Origin of the sequence: Streptomyces sp. RK9, assembly GCF_045070545.1 — a bacterium.
Classification (GTDB): domain Bacteria; phylum Actinomycetota; class Actinomycetes; order Streptomycetales; family Streptomycetaceae; genus Streptomyces; species Streptomyces alboflavus.
On record NZ_CP173703.1, the window covers coordinates 1,521,015 to 1,541,017 of the forward strand.

The following is a 20,003-nucleotide window of genomic DNA, read 5'->3' on the forward strand; positions in this document are numbered from 1 at the left end:
CCCCGGGCGAGCCCTCTCAGTCGTGTGCCCCCGCCGCCCCGAGGAGTTCCCGGATCCGCCCCGTCGCCTCGCGGAATCCGGCCGACGCGAGCGTGGCCGCGTACGCCCGTTCCCGGGGCAGTCCGACGTCGATGACCTCGGTCACCGTGCCCGGGCGCGGGCTCATCACCACGACGCGGTCGGCCAGATAGACGGCTTCGGGGATGGAGTGGGTGACCAGGAGCACCGTCGTGCCGGTCTCGCACCAGATGCGGTGGAGTTCGACGTTCATCTGCTCGCGGGTGAGGGCGTCGAGGGCGCCGAAGGGCTCGTCCATGAGGAGGACCGGCGGCTCGTGCAGCAGGGCGCGGCACAGGGCGACGCGCTGCTGCATGCCGCCCGACAGCTCGTGCGGGTAGGCGTCCTCGAAGCCGTCGAGTCCTGTCATGCGGATCAGCTCGTCGGCCCGGACGCGGGCCGCGGCCGCGGGGAGCCCGCGCATCTCGGCCTGGAGCAGGATGTTGCGGCGGGCCGAGCGCCAGTCGAGGAGGGCGGCGCGCTGGAAGACGTAGCCGATGTCGCGGCGCGGTCCGCGCACCGGCTCGCCGCCGAGCAGCGCCGTGCCCGCCGACGGCGCGAGCAGTCCGGCGACCAGCTTGAGGAGCGTGGACTTGCCGCACCCGGACGGGCCGACGATGGCGACGAACTCGCCGCGCGGCACGTCGAGGGAGACGTCGGTGAGCGCGGTGACGTCCTTCCTCTTCGTGCGGAAGCGGACGGACACGCCGTCGAGGCGGACGGCGGGCGCGGTGGCGCTCCGGTCGGGCACCGCGTCGGAGTTGTTCCGTGCCGTGTCGTTCTTGTTCAGTGCCGTGTCGTTCACGGTCGTCATCCCCTGCCCCCGCTGTCCCAGGATCCCGTCGGCCGCGTCATCCCTTGACCCCGTTGGCCTCGTCCCAGTACTCGGCGACCGGCTTCGGGCTCTTGACCATGCCCGCCTCCGCGAAGACACGAATCGTCTGCTTCCAGTCGGCCTCGGTGTTGGCGCCGGGCGCCTTGCCCCGGGTGGCGTCGGTGTGGAGCAGCGTCAGCGTGGTCTTGAACTGCTCCGACAGGACCTCGCGGGGCGGCAGTTGCTCGGACGCGCCCTCCATCGCGGCGACCGCGGGCTCCGGGGACTTCCGGGCGGCGGCCCAGGACTCGCTGACCGCCGCGGCCATGCGCCCCGCGAGGTCGCCGCCGCGCCGCAGGGTCTTGGTCCCCGCGATCAGGCCGTTGGAGTAGAAGTTCAGGCCGTGCTCGGAGAAGCGCAGGTAGGAGACGTCCTTCTTGGCCTTGTTGTGCATGATCGGGCCCTGGTCGCTGGCGTAGCCGAGGAGCCCGTCCGTCCGGCCCGAGATCACCGCGGCGATCTTGCCCGCCGGGTCGGTGTTCTGGACCTGGACGTCGTCGAGGTCCATGCCGTTCTTCTGCAGGAAGATCGGGAACGTCTTGGTGAGCGCGTCGCCCGCGGTGCCCGCGACGGTCTTGCCCTTGAGGTCGGCGGGCGCGTCGACGCCCTCGGCGGCGAAGGACTGGACGGAGGCGGGCGTGGTCTGGAGGTAGACGCCGAGGCTCTTGACCTTGACGCCCTGGTCGACGCCCGCGAGGACGGCCGGGGTGTCGGCCCAGCCGAAGTCGGTGCGGCCCGTGCCCGTCGCCTGGACCGTCTTCTGGGAGCCCTGTCCTGCGCGTATCTCCAGGTCGATGCCGTGCTTCTCGAAGATCTTGCGCTGCTTGCCGTAGTAGAACGGCGCGTGCTCGCCGTACGGATACCAGTTGAGGGTGAGCGTCACCTTGTCCAGCTTCTCGCCGGAGTCGCTGACGGTGGTCTTGTCGTCCCCGCCGCAGGCCGTCGCGGTGACGGAGACCAGGAGCAGCGGGAGGAGGCCGGTGCGGAGTCGGTTTCTGCGCGTCGCGTGCATGGGTCGGCCCTTCTCGCGTCAGAGCGTGATGGTGGCGGCGGTGTCGCGGCGGGACGCGTGCCAGGGCAGGAGCAGCTTCTCGGCGATCTCCACGAGGACGAAGAGGACGACGCCGATGAGCGACATCACGAGCAGCCCGGCGAACAGCATCGGGGTGTCGAGGTTGCCGTTGGCCTGCAGGATGACGTAGCCGAGGCCTTCGTTCGCGCCGACGAACTCACCCACGACGGCGCCCGTCACGGCCAGCGTGACGGCGACCTTCAGGCCGGAGAACAGATGCGGCAGCGAGGCCGGGAAGCGGATCTTCAGGAAGGTCTGCCAGGGCCGCGCGCCCATGGTCGCGGAGAGCTGGAGCATCTCCGGGTCCACGGCCTTGAGCCCGGTCACCATCGAGATCACCACGGGGAAGAACGCGATGAGGACGGCGATCAGGACCTTCGGGCCGATGCCGAAGCCGAGCCAGACGACGAACAGCGGCGCGATGGCGATCTTCGGCACGACCTGCGCGAAGAGCAGGATCGGGTACAGGGTCTTCTCGACGGTCGACGAGTACACCATCACCACGGCGCTGAGGATGCCCACGCCGACGGCGATGAGGAAGCCGAGCAGGGTCTCGTACGTGGTGACCCAGCCGTGTTCCCACAGGTAGCCGGGCTTGTCGACGATCACGTCGAGGGTGGCACCGGGGGTGGGCAGGAGGTACGACTCGACCCAGCCCGCGGCGGCGATCACCCACCAGGCGCCGAAGCACACCAGCAGCAGGGCGAGCGGCCGCCAGGCCTTCTCGGCCGCGTCCAGGGCGCGGCGGCGCGGGCCGTGCCGGGTGCGCTCGGCGACACCCGCCGGTTCTTTCGGGGCAGTACGGGACAGGACGCGCTGACTCACGGTGGACTCCCCGGAACGTCGGCGAAAGTCGTCAGGGCTACCTCGAGTTGCTGCCGGAACCGCCTCGCGAAAACACCTCACGCACCTCGCGCACGGCACGCACACCATGCGCTCCGCACGTTTCAGAAAGCGCTTTCTGACACGGTGTCCGCCACGCTAATGACTCGCCGACCACAGGGTCAATACGTCGTGGCGAAGTTCCGAACGCGGAATTCCGGGGGTGCGGTGGGCTGCCGCCGGGCCGGGTGGGGCCACCGTGGCCTACTCCGCGGCGTCACCCAGGGCGCCCAGCACCGGGGCGATCAGCGGATGCGTCTCCGCGCCGCGGCGCACGGCCGCGAACACCCGCCGCGTCGGCGTGATCCCGTCGACCGGCCGGACCACGGCTCCCGCCATGTCCATCCCCCGCAGCGCGGACCTCGGTACGAGGGCGACGCCCGCGCCCGCCGAGGCCAGGGCGACGACGGCGCGGAAGTCGTCCGACGTGTGCTCCAGGACCGGCTGGAAACCGGCCTGTTCGCAGGCCAGGACCACCACGTCGTGGCAGGGGTTGCCCGGGAACGGGCCGATCCACGGGTCCTTCGCCAGCTCCGCGAGCGGCACCCGCTCGTTGTCCGCCGCGCGGTGGCCCACGGGCAGGACCGCGTCGAACGGCTCCGCGTACAGGGGCACCCGCGTCAGACGTGAGTCGTCCGCGCCGGGCGCGCCCCGGTACTCCACCGCCACCGCCACGTCCACCTGGCGGTCCAGGACCATCGGCAGGCTCGCGTCGCCCTCCGCGTCCTGGACGCGGACGCGGATGCCCGGGGCGGTTTCCGCGAGGCGGGTCAGGGCGGGGGCCACGACCAGGCCGATGCCGGTGGCGAACGACGCCAGCGTCACCGTGCCCGCGCTGCCCGCGTCGTACGCGGCCAGCTCGGCCTCCGCGCGTTCCAGCTGGGCCAGGACGGCGTTCGTGTGCGCCAGCAGGATCTCGCCCGCCGGCGTCAGGCGTACGCCCCGCGCCGAGCGCTCGACCAGGCGGTGGCCCGTTTCCTGCTCCAGGGCTGTGAGCTGCTGGGACACGGCGGACGGGGTGAGGTAGAGGGTGGCGGCCGCTGCGGTGACGGTGCGGTGGTCGGCCACCGCGCGGAGGATGTGCAGCCGACGCGCTTCGATCATGCGCACATTGTCCCACCACGCCCCGCACACGGGGCTGCGCCCCTGGCCCCCCATCGGCGGGGCCCCGGCCCAGGGCAACGGGACACCCACCCCCGGGGTCCAGGGGCGGAGCCCCGGGACCGGAGAAGGGGCGGGACCGGGGCGCCCCGCGAGGGCTACGCCCCCGCCAGCTCCGCCCGCGCGGCGATGAACGCCTCCACCGCCCGGTTCACGTCCTCCGCGGAGTGCGCCGCCGACAGCTGGACCCGGATGCGGGCCTGCCCCTGCGGCACGACGGGGTAGGAGAAGCCGATGACGTACACGCCGCGCTCGAGGAGCAGCTCGGCCATGCGTCCGGCGACGGCCGCGTCCCCGATCATCACGGGCGCGATGGCGTGGTCGCCGGGCAGGATGTCGAAGCCTGCCTCGGTCATCCGGGACCGGAAGAGCGCGGTGTTGGCGGCGAGCCGCTCCCGCAGGTCCCCGGCCGACTCCAGGAGGTCGAGCACCTTGAGGGAGGCGGCCGCGATCACCGGGGCGAGGGTGTTGGAGAAGAGGTAGGGACGCGAGCGCTGGCGCAGCAGGGCGACGATCTCGGCACGCGCGGCGACGTACCCGCCGGAGGCACCACCGAGCGCCTTGCCGAGCGTGCCGGTGATGATGTCGACGCGGTCCATGACGCCGTGCAGCTCGGGCGTGCCCCGGCCACCGGGTCCGACGAAGCCGACGGCGTGCGAGTCGTCGACCATGACCATGGCGTCGTAGCGCTCGGCGAGGTCGCAGATGTCGGCGAGCGGCGCGACGTAGCCGTCCATGGAGAAGACGCCGTCGGTGACGACGAGCTTGCGCCGGGCGCCGCCCTCGGTGGCCTCCTTGAGCTGCTTCTCCAGGTCGGCCATGTCGCGGTTGGCGTACCGGAAGCGGCGGGCCTTGGAGAGCCGGATGCCGTCGATGATGGAGGCGTGGTTGAGGGCGTCGGAGATGACGGCGTCCTCGGGGCCGAGGAGGGTCTCGAAGACGCCGCCGTTGGCGTCGAAGCAGGAGGAGTAGAGGATCGTGTCCTCCTGGCCGAGGAAGGAGGAGAGACGGGCCTCCAGCTCCTTGTGCACCTCCTGGGTGCCGCAGATGAAGCGGACGGACGCCATGCCGTAGCCCCACCGGTCCAGCGCCTCGTGGGCGGCGGCGACGACCTCGGGGTGGTCGGCGAGGCCGAGGTAGTTGTTGGCGCAGAAGTTCAGTACGTCGCCGGGGCGGCCGCCCGCGGTGACGGAGACCGTCGCGGACTGCGGGGTGCCGATGACGCGCTCGGGCTTGTGCAGACCGGCGGCGCGGATCTCTTCGAGGTCGGCGGCGAGGGCGTCGCGTACGGAGTCGAACATCAGGGAGTCCTTCGGGAGTGCGGAGGGTGGGCGGAGCCGGGGCGCGGGCGGTCGTGCCCGGGGCTCAGGCGGTCCAGTCGAGGATGACCTTGCCGCCGCGGCCGCTCGCCGCGTCGTCGAAGGCCTCCTGGAAGTCCCGGTACCCGTACCGTCCGGTGATCACGGGCGCGAGGTCGAGGCCGCCTTCGAGCAGCACCGACATGGCGTACCAGGTCTCGAACATCTCGCGGCCGTAGATGCCCTTGATGGTGATCATCGACGTGACGATGCGGGACCAGTCGACGGCGAACTCCTCGGCGGGCAGGCCGAGCATGGCGATCTTGCCGCCGTGGGTCATGTTGGCGACCATGTCGCGCATCGCGCGCGGGTTGCCGGACATCTCCAGGCCGATGTCGAAGCCCTCGCGCAGGCCGAGTTCGCGCTGGCCGTCGGCGATCGTCGACTCGGCGACGTTGAGGGCGAGGCTGACGCCGGTCTTGCGGGCGAGCTGCAGGCGCTCCTCGCTGACGTCGGTGATGACGACGTGGCGGGCGCCGGCGTGCCGGGCGACGGCGGCGGCCATCAGGCCGATCGGGCCCGCGCCGGTGATCAGCACGTCCTCGCCGACGAGCGGGAAGGACAGCGCCGTGTGCACGGCGTTGCCGAACGGGTCGAAGATCGCCGCGACGTCGAGGTCGACCTGCACCCGGTGCACCCAGACGTTGGAGGCGGGCAGCGCGACGTACTCCGCGAACGCCCCGTCGCGGCCGACGCCGAGGCCGACCGTCGCGCGGCACAGGTGGCGGCGCCCGGCCAGACAGTTGCGGCACTTGCCGCACACCAGGTGGCCCTCGCCGCTGACCAGGTCCCCGGCCTTGATGTCGGCGACGTCCCTGCCGGTGCCGACGACCTCCCCGACGAACTCGTGGCCGACGACCAGCGGCGCCTTGATGCTCTGCTGCGCCCAGCCGTCCCAGGCCCGGATGTGCAGATCGGTGCCGCAGATCCCGGTGCGCAACACCTTGATCAGGACGTCGCCGGGGCCCACCTCGGGCTCGGGGACGTCCATCAGCCGGAGACCCGGCTCTGCCTTCTCCTTGACCAGCGCTTTCACGCGTCGGCTCCTGTCGTACGTCTGGGGGGTGCCGGCGGCCCGTACAGCTCGTGTACATCCCGTACCGGTGACCCGCACCGGTCGCACACCGACGCACAGCAATCTTCCGTACCTCGTGGCGCGGGTCCATCGAGGATTTCTTAAGCGCGGCCGCAGCTTTCCTTCAGACCCCAGGCGGGCCCCGCGTTCCCGGGCCCGGACGGGCTAGCGCGACTGCCCCCGATCGAAGTACGCGACCAGCTCCGGGGCGAGCTCCGGCACCGCGCGCGGCGCGCCGCCGTCCCGCAGCGACTCGGTGGCCCGCACCCCCGCCGCGACGGCCATCCGCGCGGCCACCGGCGAGGTGTCGGTGACGCCGCCGTCCCGCGCGAACCGCACGAACTCGTCGACGAGCAGCGGATCGGCGCCGCCGTGCCCCGCTGTGTCCTCGGCGGCCTCCGCGTCCGGCACCGGATACTCGGCGTCGCCCCGCTCCCGGTGCGCCGAGCGCCCGCTGTTCCACACCTTCACCACCCCGCCGGGCCCGTCGCCGAAGTTCTCCAGGCGGCCCGCGTCACCGATGACCGTGTAGTTGCGCCAGTAGTCGGGCGTGAAGTGGCACTGCTGGTAGGCGGCGAGGACCCCGTTGTCCAGGCGCATGTTGACCAGTGACACGTCCTCGACGTCGATCACGGGGTTGAGGGCGCGCTGGGTGTCCGGCGGCCAGTGGCCGTCCTCGGTGTACCAGTCGTCGGCCTTGGGCTCGCCCGGGGCGCGGCGGTGCGGGTTGTCGCCGTAGACCATGAGGTCGCCGAGGGCCTGCACCCGCTGGGTGTAGCCGCCCGCGAGCCAGTGCAGGACGTCGATGTCGTGGGCGGCCTTCTGGAGCAACAGGCCGGTGGTGTACCGCCGTTCGGCGTGCCAGTCCTTGAAGTACCAGTCGCCGCCGTAGCCCACGAAGTGGCGCACCCACACCGTCTTGACGGTGCCGATCTCGCCGCGCGCGACGATGTCCCGCATCAGCCGGACCACCGGCATGTGGCGCATGTTGTGCCCGACGTACAGGCGGGTGCCGCTCTCGTACGCGGCGCGCAGGATCGCGTCGCAGCCCTCGACGTCGATGGCGAGGGGCTTCTCCACGCACACCGGCTTGCCCGCGCGCAGCGCCTCGCAGGCCAGTTCGGTGTGGGTGTGGTCGGGGGTGAGGATCATCAGGGCGTCGACGTCGGGGTCCTCGGTGACCTTGCGGTGGTCGGCGGCGATGCGGGCGCCGGGGAAGGCGAGGGCGGCGGCGGTGCGGGCGGCGGGGTCGTGGTCGGCGAGCGCGGTGACGCGGGAGCCCGCGCCGGGGCGGTGCGCGGTGCGGGCGAGGGAGCCGCGCAGGCCGTAGCCGAGGACGCCGAGACGGAGGTCGGTCATGGGGTGCCTTTCTCGATCATCAGGAGCCTTTCTCGGCCGTGCGGGGCCTTCTCGAGGGGTGTGGATGCCGCGCAGGAGACATCGTTCAGAAAACGCTTACTGCACGGTCGGCGTGCCACTCACAGTCACCCCCTTGCACTTCTTCCCCCACAGCCTCTGGCGTACAGCCTCGCCGCAGTACACGCTTACTGTCCACGGCGTATCGCACTTCGACCCGAGGATCCCGCCCATGACTCCGCCCCACCTCGCGCTCCCGCCCGCCGACCGGGTCCGCTCGCCGCTCACCGGCTGGACCCGCGCGCACTGGGAGGCGCTCGCCGACCGGCAGCTCCAGGCCCTGGTGCCGTACGCCACGCCGCGGTTCGCGCAGTACCGCCTGCCGGGGCGCGGGAGTTGGTCGGGGGTGGTGTCGGACGGGCTCGAAGGGTTCGCGCGGTCCTTCCTGCTCGCCGCGTTCCGGATCGCGGGAGCGGGCGGCGACGTGGACCCGGCGCTCGTGGAGCGCTACGCGCTGGGCCTGACGGCGGGCACGGACCGCGACAGCGGCGAGGCCTGGCCCGAACTCACCGACTGCTCCCAGCAGATGGTGGAGGCCGCGTCCCTCGCGATCGGTCTGCACGAGACCCGGCCGTGGCTCTGGGACCGGCTCGACAGCGGGGTGCGGGAGCGCGTCGTCGACTGGCTCTCGGGCTTCGTCGGCGCCCGCACCTGGGACAACAACTGGCGCCTCTTCCAGGTCGTGGCCGAGCAGTTCCTCGCCTCCGTGGGCGCCCCGCACCGGCAGGCCGACATCGACGGCGGCCTCGACCGCATCGAGGACTGGTACCGCGGCGACGGCTGGTACAGCGACGGCGACGGCCGCAACTTCGACTACTACATCGGCTGGGCCCTGCACCTGTACCCCCTGCTGTGGGCGCGCATGGCGGGCCCCGGGCACGACGGCGGCCGGGGCGCGGTCTACCGCGAGCGGCTCGCCCGGTTCCTCGCCACGTACCCGCACTTCTTCGGCGCCGACGGCGCGCCCGTGCACCAGGGCCGCTCCCTCACCTACCGCTTCGCCGCGACCGCGCCCGTGTGGATGGGGGCCCTCGCGGACTGCTCGCCGCTGGCGCCGGGACTGACCCGCCGTCTCGCCTCCGGCACGGCCCGGCACTTCGTGGAGCGCGGCGTCCCGGACGAGCGGGGCCTGCTGCCGCTCGGCTGGTACGGCACCCATCTGCCGTCCACGCAGGCCTACTCGGGACCGGCGTCGCCGTACTGGGCGAGCAAGGGCTTCCTCGGCCTGCTCCTGCCCGCCGACCACCCGGTGTGGACCGACCGTGAACTCCCGCTGCCCGTCGAGGAGTCCGACCGGTACACGGCGCTGCCCCGGCCCGGCTGGCTGCTGCACGGCACCCGCCACGACGGCATCGTCCGCCTGGTCAACCACGGCAGCGACCACCACCCCGCCGAGGACGCCGAGGACACCGAAGGACCGGCGACGGACGACCCGCACTACGCCAAGTTCGGCTACTCCACGGCGACGGCCCCCGAGACCGCCCCGCGCGCCTGGGAGCGCGCCGTGGACGGCCACCTCGCGCTGCTCGCCCCGGACGGCACCGCGTCGCGCCGCCGCCGCATCCACCCCCTGGCCTGCGCGGGCCGCGTCGCCTCGTCCCGCCACGACGCCTGCTTCCCGGGCACCGAGGACACGTACCCGATCCTCACCACCAGCGCCCTCTACGGCCCGTGGGAGATCCGCGCGCACCGGGTGCGGGCGCCCGCGGGCGCGGCGGTCCGCGAGGGCGGGTACGCGGTGGCGGACGGGGCGCCGCCACGGGTCGAGCGGGGGCCGGGGTGGGTGCTCGCCCGTACGGACGCGGGGCTGACGAGTGCGGTCGTGGGGCTGCACGGGTGGGACGCCGGGCCGGAGGCCGCCGACGCGGTCCGGGAGGTCGAGGCCAACGCCTACGGGCCCCACTCGGCCACGCCGTACCTGCTGGCGGGCGCCCACCCGGGCGGTGCGAGCGTCCATGTCACGCTCGTCGTCCTGACCCGGGACGACGTCCGGCCGTGGGCCCTGAAGGAGGCGATCGGCTGCGTCGTGCGCGGCGACGCGGTGCGGGTCACGTTCCCCGACGGCGAGGAACTCGTGCTCTGAGGAACTCGCGCACCGAAGGCCTCGTGCCCTGTGGGCCGCGCGCTCCGCGGCGCGGCCGCGGGCTCCGGGCGGTCACAGAGGGGCGTCCACGTCCCCGTCGTCCTCGCGCCGCTGGACGCGTTCGGCGAGCTCGGCCGCCATCGCCTTGATCGTGTCGAGCCCGGCACGGCCCCACGGCCGCGGTCGCACGTCCGCCACGCACACGGTGCCGAGGACCAGGCCCGTCCGGTCGGCGAGCGGCGCGCCCAGGTAGGACCGGATGCCGATCTCGTCGACGACGGGGTTGCCCGCGAACCGCGGGTAGTCGCCCACATCTTCCAGGACGAGGGCCCGGCCGCGCACCACGACGTGCGGGCAGTAGCCGCGCTCGCGGCCCGTCCGGCGCTCGAAGGACGCGGCCGGGGGCTCGGCCGCGTCGGGGTGCGGCTCGGCGGCGTCGGGCAGGTGAAGGCCGGCGAAGAACTGCTGTTCCTCGTGGATGAAGGTGACCATGGCGTAGGGCGCGTCCATGATCCGCGCGAGCCGGTCGGCGAACGCGTCGAGGCCGGGCTCGGGCCGCTCCCCGAGGCCCAGCTCCCGCAGCCGCCGCACCCGCGCCGGCGCCTCCTTGTCGACCGGGGTCAGCAGCAGCCGACCGGTCGCTTCGTATGTCATCGGCGTGCTCCAGGGGTCATGTCGTGCGGGCTCCGAAGGTGGGCGCGGCGGGCGCGTGGGCGAGCAGGTGGCGTACGAGGGTGAGGAGCGTCTGGATGCCGGAGCTGGAGATGCGGGCGTCGCAGCGCACGACCGGGACCTGCGGGTCGAGGTCGATGGCGGCGCGCACCTCCTCGGGCTCGTAGCGGTGGGCGCCGTCGAACTCGTTGATGGCGACGATGAAGCCCATGCCGCGCTGCTCGAAGAAGTCGACGGCGGCGAAGCAGTCCTCCAGGCGGCGGGTGTCGGCGAGGACGACCGCGCCGAGCGCCCCCTCGGACAGCTCGTCCCACATGAACCAGAAGCGCTCCTGGCCGGGGGTGCCGAACAGGTAGAGCACATGCGCCGGGTCGAGGGTGATCCGCCCGAAGTCCATGGCGACGGTCGTCGTGGTCTTGTGCTCCACGCCCGCCAGGTCGTCGGTGCCCTCACTGACCGTCGTGAGCAACTCCTCGGTACTCAAGGGCGCGATCTCGCTGACCGCGCCCACGAAGGTCGTCTTGCCGACCCCGAACCCGCCCGCCACCAAGATCTTCAGCGCGGTCGGGAAGGCGTCAGAGCTGTCGTCGTAGTCCATCGAGCACTGCCTCCAACAGGGACCGGTCGGTCGGGTTGTGGTAGAAGTCCGGGGCTCTCGTGGTGATCGCCCCGCAGTCGACGAGGTCGGACAGGATGACCTTGGTCACCACCGCAGGCAGCTTCAGCTGGGCGGCGATCTCCGCGACCGACGTGGGGGCCTCGCACAGGCCGAGCGCGAGGGCGTGCTCGGGGCCCAGATAGCCGGACGGGACGGTGCCGGTCGTCCGCACCTGGGACAGCAGGTCGAGCTGCGCCGTCGGTCTGGTGCGCCCGCCGCTGACCGTGTAGGGGCGGATGAGCCGCCCCGCGGCGTCGTCGAGCCATGGCCCGTCGTGCGGGGCCCCCACGCTCAGTGCCTCATCGACGCGGGCTCGACAGCGGACTGCCGGGGCGCTGTGACCAGATAGGGGCGCACGCTCTTCACGAGCATCGCCATCTCGTACCCGAGCACCGCCGCGTCCGCGTCCCGCCCGGCGAGCACCGCCAGACAGGTGCCCGAACCGGCCGTGGACACGAAGAGCAGCGTGGAGTCCAGCTCCACGACCACCTGCCGGACGTCCCCGCCGTCCCCGAACCGGACGCCCGCGCTGCGCCCCAGCGAGTAGAGCCCCGAAGCGAGCGCCGCCATGTGGTCGGCGCTGTCCGGGTCGAGGCCGTGGACCGACTTCACCAGGCCGTCGCAGGACAGCAGGACGGCGCTGTGGGTGTGCGGCACCCGCTGCACGAGGCCGCTCATCAGCCAGTCGAGATCGGATACCTGGCCGGTCGGCGCATCGCTCGCCATGGTGGATCGACTCCTTGAAGTACGGGGGTTCTCGAAGTTCTCGAGGTCTGCGGGGGAAGCAGACGGGGCAGGGGTGGTGCGGTCGGTCACCCTGGTCGGCGCGGCGGGCACGTCCGGGGCGACCGGTGCGGCTTGTGCCCCCGGTGCGCCCGGCGCGGTCAGCCGCCCTGGTCGGCACGGCCTGCTCGGTCGGCGGTCGCGGTGGGTCCGGGCCCGGGGTCCGCCCCGGCCGCGCCGTCCCGGGGCACGTCGCGGGCCTCGGCGGCCTGGGCGAGGCCGATGCCGCGCTGGAAGGCGGCCATCAGACCCGGGTCGTGACCGACGTGTTCGTCGTCCGCGCGCGGGGCCCTGGCGTCGCGCAGCTGGGGTGCCAGGTGTTCCTGGGCGCGGCGCTTGGGCAGCTGCGGTCTGCCGACCCGGCCGCGCACAGCGCCGTTGCGGGGCAGCGGCGGCGTCGCGGTGTGCTCGATGGCGCTCTGCCGGTCCTCGGGGCGGATGCCCGGTACGGCCTCGGCGGGGGTGGGCCGGTCGCCGCGGGGACCCCGGACGGGCAGGGGGGTGGGCCCGGTGGTCGTGCCGGGGCCGGTGGGGCCGAGGGCGCCGGTGGTGCCCGGGTGCCCGTGCCGCGGAATGTGGGGCGCCGGGGGCGTCTGGGGTGCGGGCGTGCCGGTCTCCGGGAGCGCGCCCGTGTCCTGGAGGCCGAGGGGGTCGTGGGCGTGGTGGGGGGCGAGGGATTCCTGGGGGGTGTGGGGCTCGTGCGGGCTGTGGGTTTCGTGAGGGGCGTGGGTTTCCTGGTACGAGGGTGAGTGCGGCTGCGCGTGGGGGTGCGGGGTGGGGCTGTGGGCGGAGTGGCGGGGCTGGGCGGAGTGGCGGGGCCGGGGGGTGGTCGAGGCCGGGCCCCCGGCGGCGGTCCGGTCCGGTGTGGAGGGCTTGGCGGTGGCGCGGGCCGGGGCCGGGTCGGGGTCCGGGTAGGCCGAGGTGGCCTGCCGGGGCCCCGGCACGAGACCGCTCGCGCCGCCGCCCGCGCCCACGGCACCGGTGCCGCCCGTGCCACCCCGGGCGGCCGTCGCCCCGTCGTCCTGCTCGGCGCCGAGGAGGCCCTGCGGGACGATCAGGACGGCCTGCACGCCGCCGTAGATGTTGGTCTGGAGGCGGACGGCGATGCCGTGCCTGCGGGCGAGCGCGGCGACCACGAAGAGCCCGATGCGCCCGTCCTGGAGCAGGCTGGCGACGTTGACCTGGTCGGGGTCGGCCAGGAGTTGGTTCATCCGGACCTGCTCGGCGAGCGGCATGCCGAGGCCGCGGTCCTCGACCTCGACGGCGAGCCCGGCGGTCACGAGGTTGGCGCGCAGCAGGACTTGGGTGTGCGGGGCGGAGAACACGGTGGCGTTCTCGACGAGTTCGGCGAGCAGGTGGATGACGTCGGCGACGGCGTGCCCGCGCAGGGTCCCGTCGATCGGCGGCACCAGCTTCACCCGGGAGTACTGCTCGACCTCGGCGATGGCGGACCGCAGCACCTCCGTCATGGTCACCGGCCTGCTCCACTGGCGCCGGGACATGGCGCCGCCGAGCACGGCGAGGTTCTCCGCGTGCCGCCGGATGCGGGTGGCCAGGTGGTCGATGTGGAAGAGGCCCTTGAGGAGTTCGGGGTCCTCGACGGTGTTCTCCAGGTCGTCGAGGAGCGAGATCTCGCGGTGCACGAGGGACTGGAGCCGCCGGGCGAGGTTCACGAAGACCTCGACCTTCTGCTCGCTGCCCGCCTGGCTGGAGAGCTGTGCCGCCTGCACGACGGCGGTGACGGCGCCGTCGTGCGCGCGGGACAGCTCCTCGGCGAGCGGGCCGAACTCGTCCCCCGCGCCCACGGCCCGCGCGGGCGGCTGCCCGGGCGTGGTCGGCGCGTCGCCCCTGCGCAGCTGTTCGACGAGTTCGCGCAGGTCGGCCTGGCCGCGTGCGGAGGCGCGGCGGAGCGCGCCGACGCGGTCGCGCACGGACCGCGCGGCCCGCTCGGCGGCCACCGCTGCGATCACGACGCTGGCGAGGCCGAGCAGCGCGGCGGCGCCGAGCACGGCGAGCAGGGGCGGCCGGGGCCGGGCCCCGGCGTCCCGGATCAGGTAGAGCACGGCCGCGCTGCCGCACAGGCCGACCGCGACGGCGGGCAGCACGGCGATGCGCAGGAGCTGGGGCCGTATGCGCGCCTCGGGCAGGGGTGGCGCGGCGCGGCTCCCGGACCTGCCGTGCCGCCCGCTCTCCCGGCGGTCTGCGCGTGCTGCCGGTGCGCGAAGGTGAGACATCTGCGTCCTCGGTACGTGCGGACGGGACACCGCGGCGGTCCGCAGCGGCACCTCGTCGATGGCATCGCGATGCCGGCCGGCAGGCCGTGATGTGATCCCTGCGTCGCCCGACGGCCACACACAGTAGTCGTCACCGCATCAAGTGCGGTGGGCAGTTGACAAACTCCGGCGGCAGGGGTCCCGCTCTGGTATGACGCGTCGCACGGCTGCGCGAAAACGCTCGTACGGGTGCGCGAGGAACGGCACGGATGTCCGCCCGGCGCGCGCCGAGGCCCGGGGCGCGGTCCGGGTCAGCCGACTTCCGCGACCTCGGGGCCCGGGGCGGTCGGCGTCGCCGGCTTCTTCCGGCCGCACGTCCTCGGGGCGTCCGCCGGGGCGCTCTGCGGGGCCCGGGCGACCGCACGCCACCAGGGGGCGTCGGGCATGTCGTCGGACGACGGCTCGAAGGGCTCGCCGGGGATCGGCAGGGCGACGGCGGTGTCCTCGGCGCGGGCGGCGGCGAGGGTGCCGTCGCCGGGCTCCGACCAGGGGTGCGGCGCGAGGTTGAAGGTGCCCCAGTGGATGGGCAGCAGGACGCCGTGGGGCGTGCCGCCCTGGAGGTCGAGGTGGGCGCGGACGCCTTCCTCGGGGCGCATGTGGATGTCGGGCCAGAAGTCGGAGTAGGCGCCGATCTGGATCATCGTGGCGTCGAACGGGCCGTGCTGGGCGCCGATCTCCTCAAAGCCCGGGAAGTAGCCCGTGTCGCCGCTGTGGAAGACGCGGTGCTCGGGGCCGCGCACGGCCCAGGACGCCCACAGCGTGTGCTGCTGGTTGCGCAGGCCGCGCCCGCAGAAGTGGCGTGCGGGTGTCGCCGTCAGGGTCAGGCCGCCGATGTCCGTGGACTCGTGCCAGTCCAGCTCGCGCAGCCGGTCCGCGGGCACGCCCCAGCGCTCCAGGTGGGCGCCGACGCCGAGCGGCACCGCGAACACCGTGTCCGTGCCGGCGAGCGCCTTGATGCTGGGCAGGTCCAGGTGGTCGTAGTGGTCGTGGGAGATCACGACCGCGTCGACCGGGCCGAGCTCCGCGAGGGGCACCGGCACCGGATGCAGGCGCTTCGGCCCGGCGAAGGCGAACGGCGAGCACCGGTCGCCCCACACGGGGTCGAAGAGCACGCGGCGCCCGTCGATCTCGGCGAGGACGCTGGAGTGCCCCATCCAGGTGAGCCGCAGGCCGCTCGCCGGGGGCCTGGCGAGGTCCGCGAGCGTCGTCGCGTGCACCGGGATCGGGTCGGAGGGGGTGCGGCGGACCCGCTCCTCCTTGCGGAAGTAGATCTTGGCGAACTCCAGGGCGGACCCGGACGGCCGGGTCCTGGCGCCCAGCGGGTTCTGGAACGAGCCGTCCGCGAAGTGCGGCGATCTCTGGATGCGCGCCAGCCGCTCCCCCGCGGGGTCCGCGCCGAAGGCGGCGGGCCGCAGCGAACGGAGCCGGGAGCTCGAGAACCGGGACACGGCACCTCCAGAAACAGGATTGCTCAGGCTCCCCCCATTATGTGCGCCACCCCCGACAGCGGCCGCCGGGGCCGGTCCCCACGGCCCCGCCGGCCGCCGCGGCCCCCTTCCGGCCCCGATGTCCCATCCGATGTCACATCCGCGTGCCCCCGATCCGTCTCCTCTTCGAGACGGCGAAACCACGCCGCGCACGACCCGGAGGTGGCCCCCATGGCCCGCATTTCCCTCACCCCGCCGCGCACCCTCTTCTTCCGCGCCATGGAGTGGTACTCGAAGCGCACCTACGGCAAGGTCCTCGACCCGGGCAGGGCGATGGCGCACAACCGCCGCGTCCTCTGGTCCTACCTGCGCTTCGAGCAGGCCGTCGCCAAGTACGACAAGCTCGACAAGGACCTGAAGGCACTGGCCGAGATGGCGTCCGCGGCGGCGATCGGCTGCTCCTGGTGCATGGACTTCGGCCACTGGGAGAGCCGGCGGCGCGGCATGGACCCGCGCAAGGTGCGCGACGTTCCGCTGTGGCGCGAGAGCGACGCCTACACGCCGCTGGAGCGGGACGTGATGGCGTACGCGGAGGCGATGACCGCGAACCCGCCGGAGACCGACGACGAACTCTCCGCCCGGCTGCTCGGCCGCCTCGGCGAAGCCGCGTTCGTGGAGCTGACCATGATGGTGGCCGTCGAGAACATGCGCTCGCGGTTCAACTCCGCGATGGGGCTGACCAGTCAGGGCTTCAAGGAGGTCTGCGACCTGCGGGACGCGCGCGCGGGGACGTCCCGGCACACCGTGTGAGCCGACGCCCCGGGGGTCGTGGTGTACTACTCCGACTACTGACCTAGCAGTCAGTAGCTGTCAGCAGCACGCCAGGCAGTGAACCGGCCGGTGGCACCCCCAGGGAGGTCCCCCGTCGGCAGACCCGCAGGAGCCGCCCCATGCCCGCATCCGCACCCCCTCCGTCCCCCGACGCCCCGCCCTTCCTGTCTCTCACCTGGACCGACCACGTCACCGGCCGGCGCGGCTTCCTCGTGGTCGACCGGCTGGTGCGCGGGGTGTGCAGCGGAGGTCTGCGGATGCGGCCGGGCTGCACCCTGGAGGAGGTCGCCGGGCTCGCGCGCGGGATGACGATGAAGGAGGCCCTGCACTACGACCCCCGGGCCCGCTACATCCCCCTCGGCGGCGCCAAGGGCGGCATCGACTGCGATCCCCGGGACCCGGCGGCGTACGACGTGCTGGTGCGCTATCTGCGGGCGATGCGCCCCTACATCGCGGACTCCTGGACCATGGGCGAGGACCTCGGCCTGACCCAGGACGTCGTCGACCGGGCCGCCGCCGAGGCCGGTCTGACCTCCTGCGTGCAGGCCGTCCACCCGCTCCTCGACGACGAGGCGGCGGCCCGGCGGCGCCTCGCGGACGCGTTCGCCGTGGAGGTCGACGGGGTCGGGCTCGACGCGCTGGTCGGGGGCTGCGGAGTCGCGGAGTCCGTGCTGACCGCGCTCGACGCGGCGGGCACGGCGCCCGCACGCGCGCGCGTGGCCGTGCAGGGGCTCGGCACGATGGGCGGCGCCACCGCGCGTTTCCTCGCCCGGGCGGGGCTCACGGTCGTGGCGGTGGCCGACATCAAGGGCACGGTCGCCAACCCCGACGGCCTGGACGTGGAGGCGCTCCTCGCGTCCCGCGACGCCTACGGCACCGTCGACCGCGCGGCCCTGCGCCCCGGCGACCGCGAACTCCCCGACGACGCCTGGCTGTCGGCCGACGCGGAGGTCCTCGTACCGGCCGCCGTGTCGTACGCGGTCGACACCGCCAACCAGGACCGGATCAGGGCCCGCTGGATCGCGGAGGCGGCCAACATGCCGGTGCTCCCGGACGCGGAGCGGCTGCTCACCGCGCGCGGCGTCACGGTCCTGCCGGACGTGGTGGTCAACTCCGCGACCAACGCCTGGTGGTGGTGGACGCTCTTCGGCGACATCGGCACGGCCGCCGCGTCGCGCGCCTCGGGGGCGGCCATGGCCGATGAGGCCTTCGCGCACACCCGCCGCGCCATGCGGGCCCTGGTCGGGCAGGTGCTCGCGCGGGCGCGCCGGGACGGCACGACACCGCGCGCCGCGGCGCACGCCCTGGCCGCGGACCGGCTCCCGGAGATCACGGAACGCTTCGGCTGGTACGTGCCGCGCGCGGCCCCCGGACTCCCGGCCGGGCCGTCCGCCGTGCCCCGCCGCGCATACGCCCTGGGTGACGCGCGTAGGTAGGGTGCACGGCGTGACCAGAGTGCGGTTGAGCGTGGCGGAGCGGCGGGTGGAGCTGCTGACCGCCACCGTCGAACAGATCGAGGTACGCGGTGTGGCGGCCGTGCGCATCGCGGACGTCGCGGCCGCGCTCGGGGTGAGCAACGCGCTCGTCCTCTACCACTTCTCGACCAAGGACGAGCTGGTCGCCGCCGCGTTCGCGCATGCCGCCGAGGGTGATCTGGCGCATCTGCACAAGCTTCTGGGCCGCCGTACGTCGGCGGTGCGCAGGTTGCGGGCAGCGGTGCGCTGGTACGCGCCGACCGGGCCCGCCAAGGGGTGGCGGCTGTGGATCGAGGGGTGGGCCTCCGCCCTGCGTGAGCCCGCGCTGCGGTCGGTCACCCGGGATCTGGACCGCCGTTGGAAGGCCGCGCTCGCCGAGGTGATCGCCGAGGGCGTGGCGGCGGGTGAGTTCCGCTGCCCCGACCCCGGGGCCGCGGCCCTCCGCCTGACGGCCTTCCTCGACGGTCTCGCCGTCCAGGTGACGGCCTACCCCGGGGCGGTGTCCCGGGCGCGGACCCGGGCGTGGGCGGACGAGGCGTTGGCCCGGGAACTGGGGTTGGGTGCGGAGGACTTGAAGACCTGAGGCCGGTCTGCCCTCGCGGGGCGCCCCAGTCCCGCCCCTTCACCGAAACCGGGGCTCCGCCCCTGGACCCCGGGGGTGGGTGTCCCGTTCCGGTGGGACAGTCCTCCCCCGCTATCGGCGCTTCGCGCCTCGTCCTCAAACGCCGGACGGGCTTTCTCCCAACCAATCGCCCCCACCATACGAGGCGCGGAGCGCCGATCGGGGGTGACCCTCGCAGGGCTGAAGGTGCCGGGCTGTCGCTCAGGCCGGTGCAAGTTCGGGCGGGTGGGTGGGGAAAAGCCCCTCCGGCGTTTGAGGAGCGGGGTCTGGGGCGGAGCCCCAGGTTCGGGAAGGGGTGGGACTGGGGAGCCCCCGGCAGGCCCCAGCCCCCTCACTGCAACTCGTACACCGCCACCACCGACACACTGTCCTGAATCTCGCCAGGCGCCACCGGCACCCCCTCCTGCTTGGCGAAGGCCGACGGCGACACCGTCAGAGGCCGAGGATTCCCGGACTCGGCCTCGGTGAGGGACACAAGCCGGCCGAGCCCCCGCCCGGTGAGGGCGGCGTAGTGCTCGGCCTTGTCCCGGGCATCCGCGTGCGCGGCCTCACGAGCCTTGGCCCGCAACGGCCGCGCGTCGGCCAGATCGAAGGTCACCCCGTTGACCCGCACGGCATCCCCCGCGGCGGCCACCGCCGCCTTGATCACCCGCCCGGTCCGATGAGGCTCACGCACCTTCACGCTGAAGCTCTGCGCGGCCCGGTACCCGGTGAGCTTGGACGCCCCGCCCCCGCCCCCGTCCTCGTACACGGCCGAGAGCTCCAGGCTGTCCGTACGGACGTCACGCTCGGCGACCTGCTGCCGCCGCAGGGCCCCGAGCAGCGCGTTCGCGGCGGCGTGCTGCGCGGCGAGGGCCTTCTCCGCCGTGGGAGCGGTGACCTCCACGGCCATGCCGACCACGGCGAGGTCGGGGGCGGCGCTCGCGGAGCCGGTGCCGGTGACGGTCACGGTGGACGGGGTGGGGGTCGGGTCGGCGGCGCCCGGGGCGGGAGCGGAAGCGGGGGTGGCGAAGGCCGGGGCTGACGCCGCTAGGGCCTCGTCGGCCACGGCGGGCCCGGCAAGCGCCGACGGCAGACCGAGCGCCGCGAGCGCGACAACGGCCGCCGTGAGGGCGCGCAGCGAGGTACGAGGACGCGAGGTCCGGACGGGCGGGCGCGGAGCTGCGGACATGGTGGGAGTCCTTCCGGTGTGCCGGTCATCCGCCCCCGAGGGGACGGCCGGCCGTCATCCCAGCACCCGCGCGCCCGCGCGCGGGTCCGCCACTCCCGCCCTGTCACCTCACC

At 73.8% G+C, this 20,003-nt stretch carries 17 protein-coding genes and 1 pseudogene; 4 read left to right on the forward strand and 14 right to left on the reverse strand.

Annotated features, from left to right (window positions below):
* Positions 1-16: 16 nt before the first annotated feature.
* The 7 genes from AB6L24_RS05870 to AB6L24_RS05900 all read right to left on the reverse strand — a co-directional run bounded on the left by AB6L24_RS05870 (position 17) and on the right by AB6L24_RS05900 (position 7,838).
* Complete coding sequence (locus AB6L24_RS05870) at positions 17-871, reverse strand: ABC transporter ATP-binding protein (RefSeq protein WP_405652850.1); 855 nt, start codon at positions 869-871, stop codon at positions 17-19.
* A 37-nt stretch (positions 872-908) separates the two neighbouring features.
* Positions 909-1,943, reverse strand: coding sequence for an ABC transporter substrate-binding protein (locus AB6L24_RS05875; RefSeq protein WP_405652852.1), 1,035 nt, complete (start codon positions 1,941-1,943; stop codon positions 909-911).
* Positions 1,944-1,961: 18 nt separating this feature from the next.
* Positions 1,962-2,828, reverse strand: a complete 867-nt coding sequence (locus AB6L24_RS05880) for an ABC transporter permease (protein ID WP_405652855.1) — start codon at positions 2,826-2,828, stop codon at positions 1,962-1,964.
* Positions 2,829-3,089: 261 nt separating this feature from the next.
* Complete coding sequence (locus AB6L24_RS05885) at positions 3,090-3,989, reverse strand: LysR family transcriptional regulator (protein ID WP_405652858.1); 900 nt, start codon at positions 3,987-3,989, stop codon at positions 3,090-3,092.
* Between the two features lie 155 nt (positions 3,990-4,144).
* Positions 4,145-5,347 (reverse strand): glycine C-acetyltransferase, encoded by a 1,203-nt coding sequence (locus AB6L24_RS05890; RefSeq protein WP_405652861.1) that lies wholly within the window; start codon positions 5,345-5,347, stop codon positions 4,145-4,147.
* Between the two features lie 64 nt (positions 5,348-5,411).
* Positions 5,412-6,440 carry an L-threonine 3-dehydrogenase gene (gene tdh / locus AB6L24_RS05895; RefSeq protein WP_405652864.1) on the reverse strand — a complete coding sequence of 343 codons (1,029 nt, stop codon included), beginning with the start codon at positions 6,438-6,440 and terminating at the stop codon, positions 5,412-5,414.
* Positions 6,441-6,644: 204 nt separating this feature from the next.
* A complete protein-coding gene (locus AB6L24_RS05900; protein WP_405652866.1) occupies positions 6,645-7,838 on the reverse strand; it encodes a Gfo/Idh/MocA family protein in 1,194 nt (397 codons plus the stop codon).
* 229 nt (positions 7,839-8,067) lie between these two features.
* Between AB6L24_RS05900 and AB6L24_RS05905 the strand changes: the two genes are divergently transcribed.
* Positions 8,068-9,978 (forward strand): DUF2264 domain-containing protein, encoded by a 1,911-nt coding sequence (locus AB6L24_RS05905; protein ID WP_405652869.1) that lies wholly within the window; start codon positions 8,068-8,070, stop codon positions 9,976-9,978.
* Positions 9,979-10,050: 72 nt separating this feature from the next.
* On the opposite strand, the gene AB6L24_RS05910 is transcribed toward AB6L24_RS05905, so the two are convergent.
* The 6 genes from AB6L24_RS05910 to AB6L24_RS05935 form a co-directional block, all read right to left on the reverse strand.
* Positions 10,051-10,632 (reverse strand): GAF domain-containing protein, encoded by a 582-nt coding sequence (locus AB6L24_RS05910; RefSeq protein WP_405652871.1) that lies wholly within the window; start codon positions 10,630-10,632, stop codon positions 10,051-10,053.
* A 16-nt stretch (positions 10,633-10,648) separates the two neighbouring features.
* The gene (locus AB6L24_RS05915) at positions 10,649-11,248 is read right to left on the reverse strand and encodes an ATP/GTP-binding protein (protein ID WP_030357053.1); all 600 of its coding nucleotides are present in this window, start codon (positions 11,246-11,248) and stop codon (positions 10,649-10,651) included.
* Positions 11,226-11,597 carry a DUF742 domain-containing protein gene (locus AB6L24_RS05920; protein WP_030357052.1) on the reverse strand — a complete coding sequence of 124 codons (372 nt, stop codon included), beginning with the start codon at positions 11,595-11,597 and terminating at the stop codon, positions 11,226-11,228. Before AB6L24_RS05920 ends, AB6L24_RS05915 begins: the two co-directional genes overlap by 23 nt.
* Before the next feature lie 2 nt (positions 11,598-11,599).
* Complete coding sequence (locus AB6L24_RS05925) at positions 11,600-12,034, reverse strand: roadblock/LC7 domain-containing protein (protein ID WP_405652874.1); 435 nt, start codon at positions 12,032-12,034, stop codon at positions 11,600-11,602.
* 158 nt (positions 12,035-12,192) lie between these two features.
* The gene (locus AB6L24_RS05930) at positions 12,193-14,325 is read right to left on the reverse strand and encodes an ATP-binding protein (RefSeq protein ID WP_405652877.1); all 2,133 of its coding nucleotides are present in this window, start codon (positions 14,323-14,325) and stop codon (positions 12,193-12,195) included.
* A gap of 290 nt (positions 14,326-14,615) precedes the next feature.
* Positions 14,616-15,812, reverse strand: a complete 1,197-nt coding sequence (locus AB6L24_RS05935) for an MBL fold metallo-hydrolase (RefSeq protein ID WP_405652879.1) — start codon at positions 15,810-15,812, stop codon at positions 14,616-14,618.
* 210 nt (positions 15,813-16,022) lie between these two features.
* Here AB6L24_RS05935 and AB6L24_RS05940 point away from each other — a divergent pair, with 210 nt between their 5' ends.
* From AB6L24_RS05940 to AB6L24_RS05950, 3 genes and pseudogenes are all read left to right on the forward strand, one after another.
* Positions 16,023-16,601 carry a carboxymuconolactone decarboxylase family protein gene (locus AB6L24_RS05940; protein ID WP_405652881.1) on the forward strand — a complete coding sequence of 193 codons (579 nt, stop codon included), beginning with the start codon at positions 16,023-16,025 and terminating at the stop codon, positions 16,599-16,601.
* Between the two features lie 140 nt (positions 16,602-16,741).
* A pseudogene (locus AB6L24_RS05945) lies at positions 16,742-17,974 on the forward strand (Glu/Leu/Phe/Val dehydrogenase dimerization domain-containing protein); the annotation flags it as partial.
* Positions 17,975-18,068: 94 nt separating this feature from the next.
* Complete coding sequence (locus AB6L24_RS05950; RefSeq protein WP_405652883.1) at positions 18,069-18,680, forward strand: TetR/AcrR family transcriptional regulator; 612 nt, start codon at positions 18,069-18,071, stop codon at positions 18,678-18,680.
* Between the two features lie 370 nt (positions 18,681-19,050).
* Here the strand turns inward: AB6L24_RS05950 and AB6L24_RS05955 are convergent, their stop codons facing one another.
* The gene (locus AB6L24_RS05955) at positions 19,051-19,890 is read right to left on the reverse strand and encodes an SIMPL domain-containing protein (protein ID WP_405652885.1); all 840 of its coding nucleotides are present in this window, start codon (positions 19,888-19,890) and stop codon (positions 19,051-19,053) included.
* Between the last annotated feature and the right edge of the window lie 113 nt (positions 19,891-20,003).